The following is a 16290-nucleotide window of genomic DNA, read 5'->3' as shown; positions in this document are numbered from 1 at the left end:
TAGAGACAGAGACAGAGACAGAGACAGAGACAGAGACAGAGACAGAGACAGAGACAGAGACAGAGACAGAGACAGAGACAGAGACAGAGACAGAGACAGAGACAAATACAGCTTATCTATGCCGGTTTACCCCTTAACCCTTTTTCGCTCTAGTAAATAGCATCACAGTCACACAACAGTATATAAATACGCCTAACACCACGTGGAAATTTTTTAAAACCTCTACATTTACTAGCAAATAGTCGTAGATTGTATGTAATTATGCCAAAAAGATGCCTACAACACTTGTTTTAAGCAACTCATCGTCTAACATTGTCGACAATCCAAATAAAGCAATAATTTATGTTGCAGGTAACAAGGGTTCGTTTGACGGCCAACTAAACAACTGACAAGAAAACCGAGCAACTTCGACACTGACCGGAGTCTCGTGCAAGAAAAGTTGTAGAGCCAGCAACATCCGATCTGCGTGAGGTATACAATATGACAAGCCCAATCAATTTTGATCCATCCTGTTCCATTAAAACACTCCCCGGAACAACACTCAGCTACCATAGTCTTCCAGATACCGCTGAATTATTTGGCATAAACCTTAATGAACTTCCGTTTTCTCTCCGCCCTATATTGGAAGGTATCGCCCGAAACGTTGGCCAAAACGGCATAACCGCAGAGCAGGTTCAGGCACTTGGAAGTTGGGCAGAAGACCAAGGCAAAAAACCGATCGAAATTCCTTTCACTGCAGGTCGCGTTCTTATGCACGACCTGAGTGGCACCCCTGCCATTGTGGATTTTGCAGCTATGCGCTCAGCTGTTCAGCGCATGGGCATGGATCCAGCCATCATTGAACCTTTAGTTCGTGCAGATCTGGTTATCGATCATACGGTTACAATGGACAATACAGGCAGCCCAGCATCCCTTAGAATCAATGGAGAACTAGAAGCTACCAGAAATAAAGAGCGTTATGCATTTTTGAAATGGGGCGCACAGGCATTTGATACCATCAGAATAATCCCCCCACAAACCGGGATTGTTCATCAGGTCAACCTAGAGTATTTAGCACAAGGTTATCTCGACATTAATGGGCTGATGGTTCCGGATACACTCATTGGTATGGATAGCCATACACCAATGGCTAACGCCTTAGGTATTGTTGGCTGGGGCGTTGGCGGCATTGAAGCCGGAGCTTCCATGCTTGGCCAACCTATGCAGATGCTAGCACCCGAAGTAGTGGGTGTTGAGCTTACTGGCGCATTAAGGGAAGGCGTCACTGCAACAGATTTGGTACTGACGATCACTGAGATGTTGAGAAAATATCCAGCAGGAGTTGTTGGAAAGTTTGTTGAATATATCGGTGAAGGGTGTGCAAACCTTTCCCTGCCTGACCGTGCCACCATCGCCAACATGTCGCCAGAATATGGCGCAACCATGGGCTTTTTTCCATTTGACGAAATCTCTGCCGAGTATCTAAGAGCAACGGGTAGAGATGGCGATCTACCACTTGCTTTTTATAAAGCACAAAATATGACGTGGACGCCGGGACAATCCTTGCCTCGCTACACTGATCTTCTGCAGTTAGATCTATCCACTGTTGAACCTTCGGTGGCTGGCCCTAAAAGACCTCAAGACAGACTACCACTGACTGAACTTGGCAACGTTTTCAAAAAAGCGGCAACTGAAGGCGATCGTACGCCTGAAGTGATTAACGTGACACCAATGAAAGCAGATGAAACAGGCATTTTCGCCCCCCTTCCTGAAAGAGAGTTAAAAGACGGCGATATCCTAATAGCAGCGATTACGTCCTGCACCAATACATCCAACCCAAGCTTATTGATTGCAGCTGGCTTGCTTGCCAAAAAAGCCAATGACCTTGGGATGCAAGTACCTAACGGCGTTAAAACATCGCTGGCACCGGGATCTCCGGTTGCAACCGACTTTTTAACGAAGGCAGGACTACAACAACATTTGGATGCACTGGGCTTTAATACTGCCGGTTACGGGTGCACAACCTGTGTGGGTAATTCTGGCCCTCTAGCGCCAAGCATTGAAGCCGCATTACAAAACCACGATATTATCGCCGCGTCTGTTTTATCCGGTAACCGGAACTTTGAAGGCCGCGTACATCCGGATGTTGATACTAACTTCCTTATGTCCCCTCCTCTAGTGGTTGCCATGGCCATTGCGGGCAATGTGAATATTGATGTGAACACTCAGCCCATTGGTCAGGATGCAGAAGGAAACAATGTTTTCCTTAAAGATATCTGGCCGAGCAATGCAGAAATCACTCAGACCATGCACGAATGCATGGATCCGAAAGCCTTTAGAGAAACCTATGAGAATTCACTCGATGGGCCTGATACTTGGCAAAACTTAACCTCTCCTACCGGTCCTGTTTATGACTGGGATCCAGACTCAACCTATATACAAGAAATCTCTTTCTTCGATGGCTTCTCACTGGAAACACCTAAAGACGCACTAAACAATATCTCAGGAGCACGCATGCTGGTGATGTGTGATGATAATACAACCACCGACCATATATCACCGGTCAGCCGTATACGTCCAGACTCCCCTCCTGGTGAGTACCTAATATCAAAAGGCGTGACAGAGAACGACCTGACATCGCTTGGGGCACGCCGAGGCAACCATCATGTGATGCTGCGCAGTATTTTCGGCAATGGCAAAGCCAGAAACCTGATGCTACCCGGCACCACTGGCGCGGTAACCCGTTATCACCCGCCTGAAGGTAAACCCACTCAAATGTCTATTTACGATGCCGCCGCCCGTTACCGTGAAGAAAACACGCCTAGCCTAGTGTTTGGCGGCAAACTTTATGGCACAGGATCCTCACGGGATTGGGCTGCTAAAGGGCCTGCCTTGCTGGGTGTAAAGGCTATTATCGCTGAAAGCTTTGAACGTATTCACAAATCTAATTTAGTGGGGATGGGTGTTTTACCCCTGCAATTACCACAAGGAGTCACACGCGCTTCTCTCAACTTGGATGGATCAGAAACCTTTGATTTAAATGGTATAAATACACTTAAACCAAGGGGATCTGTGGAGCTAACTATTCACAGAACGGATGGGACATCTCAAAAAATAGAACTGCTGTCGCGCGTCGACACCTCATCAGAACTGGATCAAATACGTCATAAAGGCATCTTACCGATGGTGTTACGCGATATTATCGCCTCGAACTCTTAACAACATAATTGGGCAACGATATCTGAGTTCAGTTCGGATATGGTTGCCCTTTTTCAAAAACAGCCAGAGACGGACTCCGCGCCTCTACTGCTATTCCTATGCAGATACTAATTGCGATAAAACTCAGACACAAAAAAGGCCTGTTTAAACAAACAAGCCTTCGGTAGATATTAACGCAACGTTAAAGATCAGGAAGGACCTGATGCGCAAATAACTCATCAATCTCATTTCGATTACTGCACTCTAACACCCTATGAATAACGTCCGGCGTTAAATGTGGTGCGAAGCGCTGAATAAACTCATACATATAACCTCTCAAGAAGGTTCCTTTCCTAAAACCAATTTTGGTGATACTTGGCTCAAACAAGTGACTGGCATCCAAACGCACAAGATCACTATCCTGCTTCTCATCAAACGACATTGTCGCAACAATACCTACACCTAGACCTAGCCGGACATAAGTTTTAATCACGTCCGAATCAACCGCGGTGAACACCACTTTAGGATCTAAGCCTTCATTTACAAATGCCTCATCCAATTTAGAGCGTCCCGTAAAGCCAAACACGTAAGTCACTATAGGATGTTCAGCTAAATCAGCTAAAGTTAGCTTAGAAATCTGCGTAAGCGGATGGTCTTTAGGCACAACAACAGAACGATTCCAGCGATAACAAGGCATCATAACAAGATCACTGAAATGCGACATCGCTTCCGTAGCTATAGCAAAATCTACAGTACCATCCGCAGCCATTTCAGAAATCTGCATCGGTGTACCTTGATGCATATGCAAAGACACATCAGGATACTCTTTCATAAAACTGGTAATAGTTGGAGGTAAAGCATAGCGAGCTTGGGTATGTGTAGTCGCTACATCCAAACTACCTTTACGCTCATCACTAAACTCTTGCGCAACCTGCTTAATACTTTCAACTTTCTGCAGAATCTCTCCCGCAACAGATAAAATAGCCTGCCCCGCAGGGGTAACTCGAGTCAAATGCTTACCGCTGCGCGCAAATACTTCAACACCCAATTCATCCTCAAGAAGACGAATCTGCTTACTAATACCAGGCTGGGAGGTATATAAAATCTGAGCTGTCGCCGAGACATTTAAGTCATGACGGGCAACTTCCCAGATGTACCGCAGCTGCTGCAATTTCATTAAGCACTCCCAAAAACAACAACACAGCTTATGTCTGTGTCATAAGAAATTTAACGTTATTATAACAGTTTAGAATAAATTCAATAGATCAGAAAGCAAGAGCGATAAGAACTATCCTCGCGCATTCAGTCGCCTGATTTCCTCATCCTGAGCAATAATTTTCTTTTCAAGACTATTGATTTTAGCCAACGACCGTACAAGTTCATCTTCTTTATCTTTGAACTGTGAACGCAAACTTGCTTCGCGCCTAGAGTGCTCAGAAGCCAAGCTAACTTGCTTCTGTCTTGCCCGCCTAACTTCTTCATCCATAACCTTAACTTTATCTTCTAATCTTTTGTTTTTATTAGATTCAGCAAGTAGTGACGAATTGATTTTTGATAATTCTCTTGTCTGTCCAGAGGTATCCTGCTTAATCTGTTTAAGCTCAGTTTCTAGACTTTTTATCTGGGTTTTCTGTGTGTCATTTTTAACATCTTTTCTAGCTAATTCAGTTTGTAAGTCATGGATATTTTTAGTCAGCGCTGATTCTTTTTTACCCACTTCATCTCTGAGCTTTTCAAGAGCGCCTCGATAATATCGCACATCAGCGTCTGCTTTACTCACCGCCTCGAGAGTGTGTCGCTGTTCCTCTTTTATACGCAAATCAAACGTACGTTTACTATCATCATAGGTTTTTCGTAAATGATTAAGTTCCTGCTCAATATTTAAACGGTTTTGCTCTTCCTGCTTCTTCTGTGACGTCTCCGCCGTCAGGTTAGCTTTCAGCACTTCAATTTCAGCTTCAAGCCCTTTAATTTGAGTATCTGCATCTTCTTTTTTATTTATTTCCGCTCTCAACCTCTCCTCTATATCACTTAAACGGCCACGCGACTCTTTAAGTGACTCATCTGCTTCTCGACGAGCCACCTCAAGCCCAACATCATGACTATGCTTATCAACACTAAGTAAACCATTCGCCTCCTGTACCGCTTGCTGCCAAAGTTTAGAAAATGACTGTGTTAGCGATTCAGGAATCTCAGGAATGCTAACATCAGCTACATTCAAAACAATACGTTCAGGTACTAAAGCCCACCACTCATGCAAATCAGTTTCTACTGTTGCTTCATCGCAACCTAAAGATTCAGATATAAGCATTGCTGTCGGCTGAAACCCAGCCAATAACAAACGATCTGCAGTTGAATATATTCTCTCTTTTAAAGCCAAATCACTCATATAAAAATAAAATCCATTAACTATTCTTGCTCTTAAAACTATTCACCGCTTTTTGAAGCTTTATTTCAAGCGGAGCCTTTATTACTTTACGACCACCCGAAGGTAGAGGGAACCGCAATTCTGCAGCATGGAGGAATAAACGATCAAAGCCATGAGTACGCATTACCTCATTCATTTCATCCGTATTATACTTCTGATCACCTACAATGGGGTGGCCTGAAAACTGACAATGAACACGAATCTGATGCGTTCTACCTGTAATGGGTCGCGCCTCAATCAAGGTTGCCTGACGACCAAATCGCTCAAGCACCTTAAACTCAGTCAATGATGCCTTACCATCAGCAGAGACTTTAACTACGCGTTCTCCCGATTTAAGCTCATTTTTCCTCAGCGGCGCATCTACTCTTCTTTTTCTTTCACTCCATGAGCCCATCACCATGGCATGATAGATCTTAGTAATACGACTTTTCTGCAAAGATTCATGCATTAACTTTAATGCGCTTCGCTTCTTAGCTAAAAGAATACAACCTGATGTATCACGATCCAATCGATGGACTAATTCCAAAAACTTAGCCTGAGGTCGCATCTGCCGAAAACTCTCAATCAGCCCTAAACTAATACCACTACCGCCGTGTACTGCAATCCCAGATGGTTTGTTTACGACGATCAGATCATCATCCTCATAAAGGACAGCGGCTTCAAGCTGATCTATCAGCTTATTACCAATTTTTGCGGGTGCTTGCTTATCCGCTAAGCGAACGGGCGGGATACGCACCAAATCATTAAGTTGTAATTTATATTCTGGTTTCACTCGTTTTTTATTAACTCTCACCTCGCCTTTACGCACAATCCGATAAATTAGACTTTTCGGCGCACCTTTTAAGGCAGTGATCAAGAAATTATCGACCCTTTGGCCTGCATTCCCTTCTGTAATTTCAACGAAGCGTACTTGATTGGTTGGCGAACTATTTTCTTGAGACATATTTATAATGAAAACCGATTAGCGAATTGATGCTGTAGTGGATAACTGCTATATTCTAGCCCTGCCGTGGTCTGTTGGCTTTATCTTTTTTCAATTGCTGTAATACAGACCCGAAAATCGCGGAAAAAAACAAATTCTGCTGAAAAAAGCGGCAACTATCATGAATATAAATTAAGAATAGCTTTTCACCCAGTCGGAAAAACCGGTTGGAGGTAGAGATGCGCATTAGCCAGGAACCTGCTTTTACAGCAGCAACAATTAGAAAGAAGAACATGAGGCTGATGTTTCCTCTACCGAGGACAGTTACTTTGCCGTTTGCGAAGTAACGTAAAACACATTAAATGTAAGATGCGACTCCCGCTCCAATTATATTGTTTGAGCAGCTGAAACTCTTATTGAATCAGAAGTGGTTTAAATACCCTTAGGATTTTTGATGTATATAATCGTCCAAAAGACAGGCTTCTGGAGATTCCAGAACCTCCCTGCTGCGTGAGAAGCGTTCTATAAGAGAACGCTATGAAAAGAATGCTTATTAACGCAACTCAACCTGAAGAGTTGCGCGTAGCGCTGGTTGATGGACAGCGCCTGTATGATCTAGATATTGAATCTGGATCACGTGAACAGAAAAAAGCCAACATATACAAAGGAAAAATCACTCGTATTGAACCCAGCCTTGAAGCAGCATTTGTTGACTACGGCTCGGAACGTCACGGCTTCCTACCACTAAAAGAGATATCTAAAGAATACTTCACGCAGCCACCAAGCCGCGGTTCTCGTCCAAGCATTAAAGAAGTATTAAAAGAAGGCACTGAGGTTATTGTTCAGGTTGATAAGGAGGAGCGTGGCAACAAAGGTGCTGCACTTACTACCTTTATCAGCCTTGCCGGCCGTTATTTAGTTTTAATGCCAAATAACCCTCGAGCTGGCGGTATCTCCCGACGTATCGAAGGAGATGAGCGCACCCAACTTAAAGAAGCCCTTGCCGGTGTTAATGTACCTAAACAGATGGGTATCATTGTTCGCACAGCAGGTGTTGGTCGTAGCAGCGAAGAACTTCAATGGGATTTTGAATACTTAAAAACTCTTTGGACAGCGATCACTCAAGCATCAGATGAGAAACCTGCACCCTTCTTGATCTATCAAGAAAGTAACGTCGTTATACGTGCAGTACGTGATTACCTACGATCAGATATTGGTGAAGTACTGATTGATGACCCTCAAGTTTTTGAAGATGCACGTAACTTCGTAAAACAGGTGATGCCTACTTATGAGAGTAAGATTCGTCTTTATGACGATCAAACTCCTCTATTCAACCGCTTCCAGATTGAAGCGCAAATTGAAACCGCATTTCAGCGGGAAGTAACCTTACCTTCAGGCGGCTCGATCGTTATCGACCCAACCGAAGCACTCGTTTCAATCGACATTAACTCTGCACGAGCAACTCGTGGCGGTGATATTGAAGAAACAGCAGTACAAACCAATCTTGAAGCAGCAGACGAAATTGCACGTCAACTTCGCCTTCGAGATATTGGTGGATTAGTGGTAATCGACTTTATCGATATGACACCGATCAAAAACCAACGAGAAGTGGAAAACCGTTTACGCGATGCCCTTAAATTAGATAGAGCACGCGTACAGATGGGTCGCATCTCTCGTTTCGGTCTACTCGAAATGTCTCGTCAGCGTTTACGTCCATCTCTAGCCGAAACACGTGGTGTTGTTTGTCCTCGCTGTAGCGGACAAGGCACGATTCGCGATACTGAGTCCCTTGCCTTATCTATTCTGCGTTTGATCGAAGAAGAGTCTGGAAAAGATAGAACTGCACAAATTAGAGCTATCTTACCTGTCACTGTAGCAACCTACTTGCTGAACGAGAAACGCCACGCGGTTCATGACATTGAAATACGCCAAAGTGTTCGCGTCGTCATTGTGCCAAATCCAAATATGGAAACACCGCATTATGAAGTTGTTCGCTTACGTGATGACAACACTGTAGCTACGACAAACGATGCAAGCTACACAATGCAACCAGAACCCACAAACGAAGATCCTATCGAAGCATCAGCAACCGCTCAAACGGTTGTTGCTCGCGAACAGGCTGCCGTTCGTAGCGTCGCACCCTCAACTCCAGCACCAGAAGCAACTCCTGCAAGCTCAAATAAACCAGCTGCAAAGCCCGCGAACAAGGCTGAAAAAGCACCGGTTCAGACAGGTATTGTGGAACGCTTAATAGGGTTTATTAAAGAGATCTTCGGCTCAAGCGAACAGCCTAAGCAAGAAGCACCTGTTAAAAAACAGGAAAGCAGCAAGCCAAAAAGCAAACGCAACAACAAGGATCGCAACGACCGTAGTGAAAATAGCCGCAACAAACGTCGTCGCCGTGATAATGATCGCAAGTCTCGAGGCACGAAAAAGCAGAATGATGAGATCATCACAGTAAAACCGGAGCCCGATGAGCCTTTACCAACGGCATCTACATCAGATGAAAAGCCTAAACGTAGACGCCGTAAACGCAAATCGGAACAAGACCGTACTGAAAATCGCAACAATGAAGAGCTTAATACAAATAGCTCATCATCTTCTGATAATGAAGAACTTCCTCGCAACCCTCGCCGTAGGGGTCGTCGTCGTCGTCCTTCTGAACGTACAGCAAACCGTTCTAATCCAGTTCAACAAGAAACAACGGTTTCTACAGCGGAAGACACAACACCGAAGACAGTAGAAACAACACCTGTTGAAGTAACTGAAGCATCGGTGGCAACGGAAACAGCTAATACATCACTTAACTCAACAGTAGAAACACCGAGTGAAGTTAACAAAACTGCTGAAGCACCTAGCGAAGTAACCGAAGCGCCAAGTGAAGTTAACGAAACTGCTGAAGCACCTAGCAAAGTAACCGAAGCACCTAGCAAAGTAACCGAAGCGCCAAGTGAAGTTAACGAAACCGCTGAAGCACCTAGCGAAGTAACTGAAGCGCCAAGTGAAGTTAACGAAACCGCTGAAGCACCTAGCAAAGTAACTGAAGCGTCAAGCGAAGTTAACGAAACCGCTGAAGCACCAAGTAAAGTTAGCGAAACTGCTGAAGCTCCTAGCGAAGCAACTGAAGCGTCAAGCGAAGTTAACGAAACCGCTGAAGCACCAAGTAAAGTTAGCGAAACTGCTGAAGCTCCTAGCGAAGCAACTGAAGCATCAAGTAAAGTTAGCGAAACCGCTGAAGCACCTAGCGAAGCAACCGAAACGCCAAGTGACGTTAGCGAAACGACTGAAGCGCCTAGCAAAGAAGCGCCTCCTGTTCGTAAACGCAGAACACGCCGTGCACCTAACGACCCTCGCGAACTACGTAAGCGCCAAGAAAGTAATGCTGATAGCTAAAACCGCTTAAAGCACAAATAAAAAGCGGGGCTTTTAAGCCCCGCTTTTTTATCTGTAGAATTACTTCGTTTTCACTATCGGTTTAATCTACCACCTCAAGAAACGCCATCGCCTTCCCTTGCGGCTCCCCAACCAAGATCTCATCTTTGACGACGACTAATCCCCTAACCACAGTATGAATAGGCCAACCCGTAATCTTTTTGCCATGATAAGGCGTCCAACCACTGCGGCTCGCAATCCACTCATTATCAATAATACGTTGAGCGTTAAGATCCACTAAGGTTAGATCTGCATCAAACCCTAAAGCTATACGTCCCTTCCCCTCAATACCAAAAATATGTGCAGGACCAGCACTGGTTAAATCTACTAATCGCTGAAGTGTTAATCGACCTTCATGCAGATGATTTAACATTAAAGGTAATAACGTTTGCACCCCTGTCATCCCACTTGGAGATTGAGGATAAGGCCTGAGTTTCTCTTCTAATGTATGAGGGGCATGATCACTTCCAATAACATCCACTGTGCCATTTTTAATACCTTCCCATAATGCCTCTTGATGCTCTAATTCGCGTACAGGAGGATTCATTTGCGCCAAACTCCCAAGCGTTTCATAACAATCAGGCGCAAACATAGATAGGTGATGCGGGGTCACTTCCACTGTAACACGACGCTTATGCTGCGCTAGAAATCGCATTTCATCGGCAGTTGATACATGGAGAACATGTAATCGCCGCCCGCTTTCTGCCGCCAAAGCAACGATACGCTGAGTCGCTTTAAAAGCGCTTTCCACATTACGCCACTCGTGGTGCTGACATACATCGCCACTTTCTTCCACGATCTGTTTACGTTCTTTTAACAAGGCCTCATCTTCCGCGTGAACCGCCATACGCCGATGGCCATGAGACAATATGTTACGTAACACCGCGTCATCATCAGCTAGTAGGTCACCAAAAGAGCTACCCATAAACACTTTAACACCCGCACATCCAGGCAGATTTTCTAGCCTATCTAACTGCTTTGCATTAACAGCGGAACCACCTATATAAAATGCGTAATCGCACCATGCTTTAGCTTCCGCAGCATCCAGCTTTTCCTGAAGATCAGTATCCCAAAGTGTCAATGGATCAGTATTTGGCATCTCAAAAAAACCGGTAACGCCTCCCAAAACAGCCCCACGAGAGCCACTCTCAATATCTTCTTTATGGGAGAGTCCGGGTTCACGGAAATGCACCTGACTATCAATCACACCCGGCAACACATGTAAACCTTGTGCATTTATCACTTGGTCGGCCTGCCACCTCCCCTTTAAATCACCTAAAGCAACAATAATCCCGCCGGAACTTGCTATATCTATATGTTCAGTACCATTAGGCGTGATAACCGTGCCGCCCAAAATCAATAGATCAGCATGCTGACTATTAAATTGTTCTAATTCCCCAGTAATTTTTTTCATATCAATGCCTTATCAGCTGAGTCAATTCGCAGCGTTTCTTGCAGTGACGTTAATAATTGCTCTTGCGATATTTTATAGGGCGGCGCACATTCACTGCGCAAAAAATTTAACGCATCGGCAAACGAGAAAGTACCTAGATCTTCGCCATCACGGCTTCGTATAGAAACGGAACAAGTATCACGCTCTTTCGCTCCAACAATAAACATGAAAGGGACTCGTTGTAGCGTCCTCTCTCGTATTTTGTAGCCTATTTTTTCTTTCCGGCTATCCACTTCAGTACGCACCCCTTCAAGGGATAACCACTGTCCAACGGTTTGTGCATAACCTACATGCGCATCAGTAATCGACAGAATTACGACCTGAATCGGTGCCAACCAATGAGGTAATTTACCTTCATGGTGCTCTAACAAAATACCGGTAAAACGCTCTAAAGAACCAAATAAAGCTCGGTGCAGCAGGATAGGAGATTTACGTTGCCCCTCCTCATCAACATATTCCAGTGCAAAGCGTTCGGGGAGATTCATATCCACTTGTAAGGTACCGCACTGCCAATCGCGGCCAATAGCATCTCGGAGAACAAACTCTAGTTTTGGACCATAAAATGCTCCTTCCCCTTGGTTTACCTGAAAACTAAGTTCCATCGCTTCTAAGGTCTGGGTTAATGCCCCCTCAAGAAAGTCCCACGTTTCATCTGTGCCTATGCGGTTTGCTGGACGCGTAGACAATTTAATCCGCACATCGTTAAAACCAAAATGACTATAGATATCCAGCACAAGTCGCACAACAGATCGACACTCATCTTTAACCTGTTCAGGTGTGCAGTAGATGTGGGCATCATCCTGTGTAAAATGCCTAACGCGCAACAAACCATGAAGTGCACCAGAAGGTTCATAACGATGTACTTTACCAAACTCTCCCATCCTGATTGGTAGGTCACGATAGCTTTTAAACCCGTGTCGATACATCAGAATACTACCAGGGCAGTTCATCGGTTTAAGCGCGAGTACTTTTCCATCTTGAGTTTCTGTTGTGTACATATGATCACGATAGTTCTGCCAATGGCCCGACTGCTCCCACAAACCTCTATCCATCACATCCGGTGAACTCACCTCAACGTAACCAGCTTGCTGCTGACAGTAACGCATATAATCAATAAGCTGCTGAAAGAGCGTCCACCCTTTAGCGTGCCAAAACACAGACCCCGGCGCCTCTTCTTGAAAGTGGAATAGATCCAACTCACGACCCAATTTACGATGGTCACGCTTTTCTGCTTCTTCGATACGATGCAAATATGCAGAGAGTGCTTTTTTATTGGCCCATGCCGTACCATAGATACGCTGGAGCTGCTCGTTGTTAGCATCACCACGCCAATAAGCACCTGACAACTTAGTCAACTTAAAGTGTTTTAAAAAGCGTGTATTAGGCACATGCGGCCCACGACACATATCTATATATTCTTCATGAAAATAGAGGCCAAAAGAATGCTCATCCGGCATATCCTCTATAAGACGCAGCTTGTAGGCTTCCTGTCGTTTGGTAAAATTCTGTATAACTTCATCGCGAGGTAATACACGTTTAACAACCGTATACTGTTTAGCGATTAATGCCTGCATACGTTGCTCAATGGCATTGAGGTCTTCATGCGTAAAAGGCCGTTCAAACGCTATATCATAGTAAAAGCCATCATCAATCACAGGCCCAATAACCATTTGGGCTGAAGGGTAAAGCTGCTTAACCGCATGACCTATTAGATGTGCACAGGAGTGGCGAATAATTTCTACCCCCTCATCATCTCGTACCGTAATAAGCTGTACCCTTGCATCCCGCTCAATGAGATCACTTAGATCCACCAGCCTATTATTGACCTTGGCCGCTATGACATTCTCAGCAAGGCCTTTGCTAATCGACAGGGCTACATCCAAAGAGGTAACAGGCTTGTCAAAACATTTGCTTGCCCCCATCGGGCAGTGTGATATTAACGGACTGCATATATTAAAACTCGTTCTGAATTCGCTTATAACCCATGACCAACTCATTATTGGTCCGTGCTACATCTTCGGAAAATTCACTCGCTGCTACTGAAACCTGCGGCAAAGAAGCAAGATCGGTTTCTGAGCCTATTCGTTCAGTAGAGCGAACATAGAAACCAGCAGGAAGATGACAACCGTCCACCACTGCGTTGTGTCGAACCACACATCCGGTTTCGACGGTACAGTTAAATAGCACGCTGTTAAAACCAATAAACACACCACTACCCACTGTGCAGGGGCCATGAACAATGGCTCGATGAGCAATAGAGGTTCGTTGCCCTATCGATACTTTCGCCCCTGATTTAGAGTGAATCACTACCCCATCTTGGATATTAGAATGCGCACCGATTATGATCGGTTCTATATGATTATCAGCATCAACCTCATCAGCTCGAATAACCGCATAAGGACCAATAAAAACGTTTTCTTCAACGATAACTAAGCCACAGATAATAGCTGTGGGATCAATGAAAGCATCTGGATGAATCTGGGGCACATCGCCGCGGGGTTTTTTTCGAATCATATTTTTTCTCTGGAAAGTGTTCGAATTAAGTATGACGAAACAACGATGCTGTTATCGCCATATAAAAAGAGAGGAAATAAAATAAACGTCATAGAAATAGTAGGCCGCATATCAAAGCGACCCACTAAAATGACCTAAAATTAATAAACTAATCCCTATTTTAAGGAGGTGCTTAGGAATAAGTATTTTGTTCACCTTGCGGCCAACTAATAAAAGGGTTTTCCCAAGTGGACCAAATACCAGGACCACATGCCATCTCTTCATCTGTGAGTAGGCATTCATCAAACCCCGCACAAAGCGCATCCTTATCCATATCCATGCCGATTAACACGATCTCTTGGCGAGCATCACCTACATCTGCATCCCATTTCTGACGTATAAAGACAACGCTTTGAGGATCATCTGGCCACTTTTCAATTGGTACAGATACCCACCAATGTCCCGCAGGACCATGATGAGCAACAGCCCCAGCTTGAGACCAACTGCCCGCCATCGTCGGATTAGAAGCCAACCAAAAATAGCCTTTAGAACGCACGACTCCCTGCCACTCACTCTCCACCCATTTTTTAAACCTTAAAGGATGAAAGGGCCGTCTTCCCTGATATAAAAAAGAGCTAATACCGTACTCTTCAGTTTCCGGTACATGTTCACCACGCATCTCTTTCAGCCAGCCACGCGCTAATGAAGCTTGCTCAAAATCAAACAGCCCCGTTCCTAAAACATGCTCAAGCGAGACTTTTCCATATTCAGCAACCACAATACGAGCCCGCGTATTCAAACTACGAAGAATGGCATCAAGTTGCTCCCGCTCGTCAGCTGAAATTAGATCAGTTTTATTGAGCACGATCACATCACAAAACTCTACCTGCTCGATCAATAGATCAACTACCGTTCGCTGATCTTCATCACCTAGGGACTCACCGCGCATCTGTAAACTGTCTTGTGAGCTGTAATCACGCAAAAAATTAAATGCATCGACTACAGTCACCATAGTATCCAACTGCGCTACACTATTAAGGCTCTGCCCTCCCTCATCTTCAAAGGTAAATGTCTCTGCAACCGGTAAAGGTTCTGATATACCAGTAGACTCAATCACGAGATGATCAAACCTAGCTTCCTTAGCTAAACGGCTGACTTCATCTAACAGATCCTCTCTTAATGTGCAGCAGATACATCCATTGCTCATCTCTACAAGCTTTTCTTCAGTGCGAGAAAGTTCTGCACCCCCTTCCCTAACAAGCGCGGCATCAATATTGACCTCCGACATATCATTAACAATAACAGCGACACGTCGCCCCTCTCGATTATTAAGAATATGATTTAACAGGGTTGTTTTTCCTGCCCCCAAAAAACCGGAAATAACCGTAACGGGAAGACGCTTTGCTTGACTACTTTAAGAACTCATCTCTTATTATTCCTCACCTTTCTTGCTGCTAATGATAATGCATTATCATTAAAGAATTGACAAGAATTTATTCGTGCAGTCAGAATCACACTCTGTTTAAATCCATTAATATTATTAGTAGCTAGATGTTGAGGAAAAAATGACGATAGAACGTAAAACCCGTCAGTATGAGGCTATTCGTACAGTACTGACAGAAGCAAAACGCCCTCTACTTGCCCAAGAGGTTTTGAGTTTAGCCTCCGCTATTGTACCTACAATGTCGTTAGCAACAGTCTATCGAAATTTAAAAGGGCTTCAGGCAAACAACATTATTACTAGCGTTATACTCCCCGGCCAAAATCCAAGGTATGAGATAAAAAATCATATCCACCATCATCATTTTCAATGTCGATATTGTGAACAGGTATTTGAGGTAAATTTATGTCCTGGGGGGTTTGAGAAGTTCATGCCTGAAGGGTTCACAGTTGAAGATCATGAACTTATTTTATACGGCGAATGTAAAGAATGTAGTGCACAAAAATCGAAAGAGTCTTAACTGCATGAATCAGTTGAAACATTAGTAGGCGATAAAAAACGGTCGTTAATAAAAATTATTTTTTCTTAAATAAATCCAATAATTTCTGCTTGGGATCCTGCTCATCAGCAGGTAACGCCTTTTCAAATCGCTTTTGCAATAAGGCGAACTTCTCTTCTTTCTTTTTATGTTTTGCCTTCTCCCTAGAAGAACGCATATCTACAACATCACCCATGACTAATCACTCACTGTCATTTTCTTTTTTTATTAAAGCCTGCTGAGCATTCCAAACTGCTAAAGCCTCAAAATAGGTATCCCATACACAAGGCGAACAAGCGTTTTCACAACATTCACAAGCTGCGGGAGGCGTAGGTTTCTCCATTAATTCAGCCATGTCATCCTCTTTATCCATTGTTTTATTCTAGCCCTATCTCCAATTAAATTA

At 44.2% G+C, this 16290-nt stretch carries 12 protein-coding genes; 3 read left to right on the top strand and 9 right to left on the bottom strand.

Features of this window, described 5'->3' with window-relative positions:
* The first annotated feature begins 480 nt into the window (after window positions 1–480).
* Complete coding sequence (acnA, locus tag ACOQOE_RS09655) at window positions 481–3198, top strand: aconitate hydratase AcnA (protein WP_420553864.1); 2718 nt, start codon at window positions 481–483, stop codon at window positions 3196–3198.
* Window positions 3199–3379: 181 nt separating this feature from the next.
* Here the strand turns inward: acnA and cysB are convergent, their stop codons facing one another.
* The 3 genes from cysB to rluC all read right to left on the bottom strand — a co-directional run bounded on the left by cysB (window position 3380) and on the right by rluC (window position 6548).
* Complete coding sequence (gene cysB, locus ACOQOE_RS09650) at window positions 3380–4354, bottom strand: HTH-type transcriptional regulator CysB (RefSeq protein WP_067865416.1); 975 nt, start codon at window positions 4352–4354, stop codon at window positions 3380–3382.
* 111 nt (window positions 4355–4465) lie between these two features.
* Window positions 4466–5566: a DNA-binding protein gene (locus ACOQOE_RS09645; protein ID WP_420553863.1), complete on the bottom strand. Its 1101-nt coding sequence runs from the start codon at window positions 5564–5566 to the stop codon at window positions 4466–4468.
* Window positions 5567–5582: 16 nt separating this feature from the next.
* Complete coding sequence (rluC, locus tag ACOQOE_RS09640) at window positions 5583–6548, bottom strand: 23S rRNA pseudouridine(955/2504/2580) synthase RluC (RefSeq protein WP_067865422.1); 966 nt, start codon at window positions 6546–6548, stop codon at window positions 5583–5585.
* 516 nt (window positions 6549–7064) lie between these two features.
* Between rluC and rne the strand changes: the two genes are divergently transcribed.
* On the top strand, window positions 7065–9920 hold the full coding sequence (rne, locus tag ACOQOE_RS09635; protein ID WP_420553862.1) for a ribonuclease E: 2856 nt from the start codon (window positions 7065–7067) through the stop codon (window positions 9918–9920).
* Between the two features lie 82 nt (window positions 9921–10002).
* Here the strand turns inward: rne and ACOQOE_RS09630 are convergent, their stop codons facing one another.
* From ACOQOE_RS09630 to zigA, 4 genes are all read right to left on the bottom strand, one after another.
* A complete protein-coding gene (locus tag ACOQOE_RS09630; RefSeq protein ID WP_420553861.1) occupies window positions 10003–11373 on the bottom strand; it encodes a dihydroorotase in 1371 nt (456 codons plus the stop codon).
* Window positions 11370–13334, bottom strand: a complete 1965-nt coding sequence (gene thrS, locus ACOQOE_RS09625; RefSeq protein ID WP_420555471.1) for a threonine--tRNA ligase — start codon at window positions 13332–13334, stop codon at window positions 11370–11372. The genes ACOQOE_RS09630 and thrS overlap by 4 nt, the downstream gene beginning before the upstream one ends.
* 31 nt (window positions 13335–13365) lie before the next feature.
* Entirely contained in the window at window positions 13366–13926 is a 561-nt protein-coding gene (locus tag ACOQOE_RS09620; RefSeq protein ID WP_067865432.1) for a carbonate dehydratase, read from the bottom strand.
* A gap of 172 nt (window positions 13927–14098) precedes the next feature.
* Entirely contained in the window at window positions 14099–15274 is a 1176-nt protein-coding gene (zigA, locus tag ACOQOE_RS09615) for a zinc metallochaperone GTPase ZigA (RefSeq protein ID WP_420553860.1), read from the bottom strand.
* A 196-nt stretch (window positions 15275–15470) separates the two neighbouring features.
* On the opposite strand from zigA, the gene ACOQOE_RS09610 reads away from it, so the two are divergent.
* Entirely contained in the window at window positions 15471–15866 is a 396-nt protein-coding gene (locus ACOQOE_RS09610) for a Fur family transcriptional regulator (protein ID WP_197468028.1), read from the top strand.
* Between the two features lie 55 nt (window positions 15867–15921).
* Here the strand turns inward: ACOQOE_RS09610 and ACOQOE_RS09605 are convergent, their stop codons facing one another.
* Together ACOQOE_RS09605 and ACOQOE_RS09600 are read right to left on the bottom strand one after the other, a co-directional pair.
* On the bottom strand, window positions 15922–16080 hold the full coding sequence (locus tag ACOQOE_RS09605; RefSeq protein WP_197468029.1) for a hypothetical protein: 159 nt from the start codon (window positions 16078–16080) through the stop codon (window positions 15922–15924).
* 6 nt (window positions 16081–16086) lie between these two features.
* Complete coding sequence (locus ACOQOE_RS09600; RefSeq protein WP_075107927.1) at window positions 16087–16257, bottom strand: oxidoreductase-like domain-containing protein; 171 nt, start codon at window positions 16255–16257, stop codon at window positions 16087–16089.
* Window positions 16258–16290 lie beyond the last annotated feature (33 nt).

The organism is Neptuniibacter marinus (genome assembly GCF_965223595.1).
In the GTDB taxonomy this organism is placed as follows: Bacteria; Pseudomonadota; Gammaproteobacteria; order Pseudomonadales; family Balneatricaceae; genus Neptuniibacter; species Neptuniibacter marinus.
The sequence above is the reverse complement of the archived record's forward strand: the minus strand, read 5'-3'. Positions and strand labels throughout refer to the sequence as shown.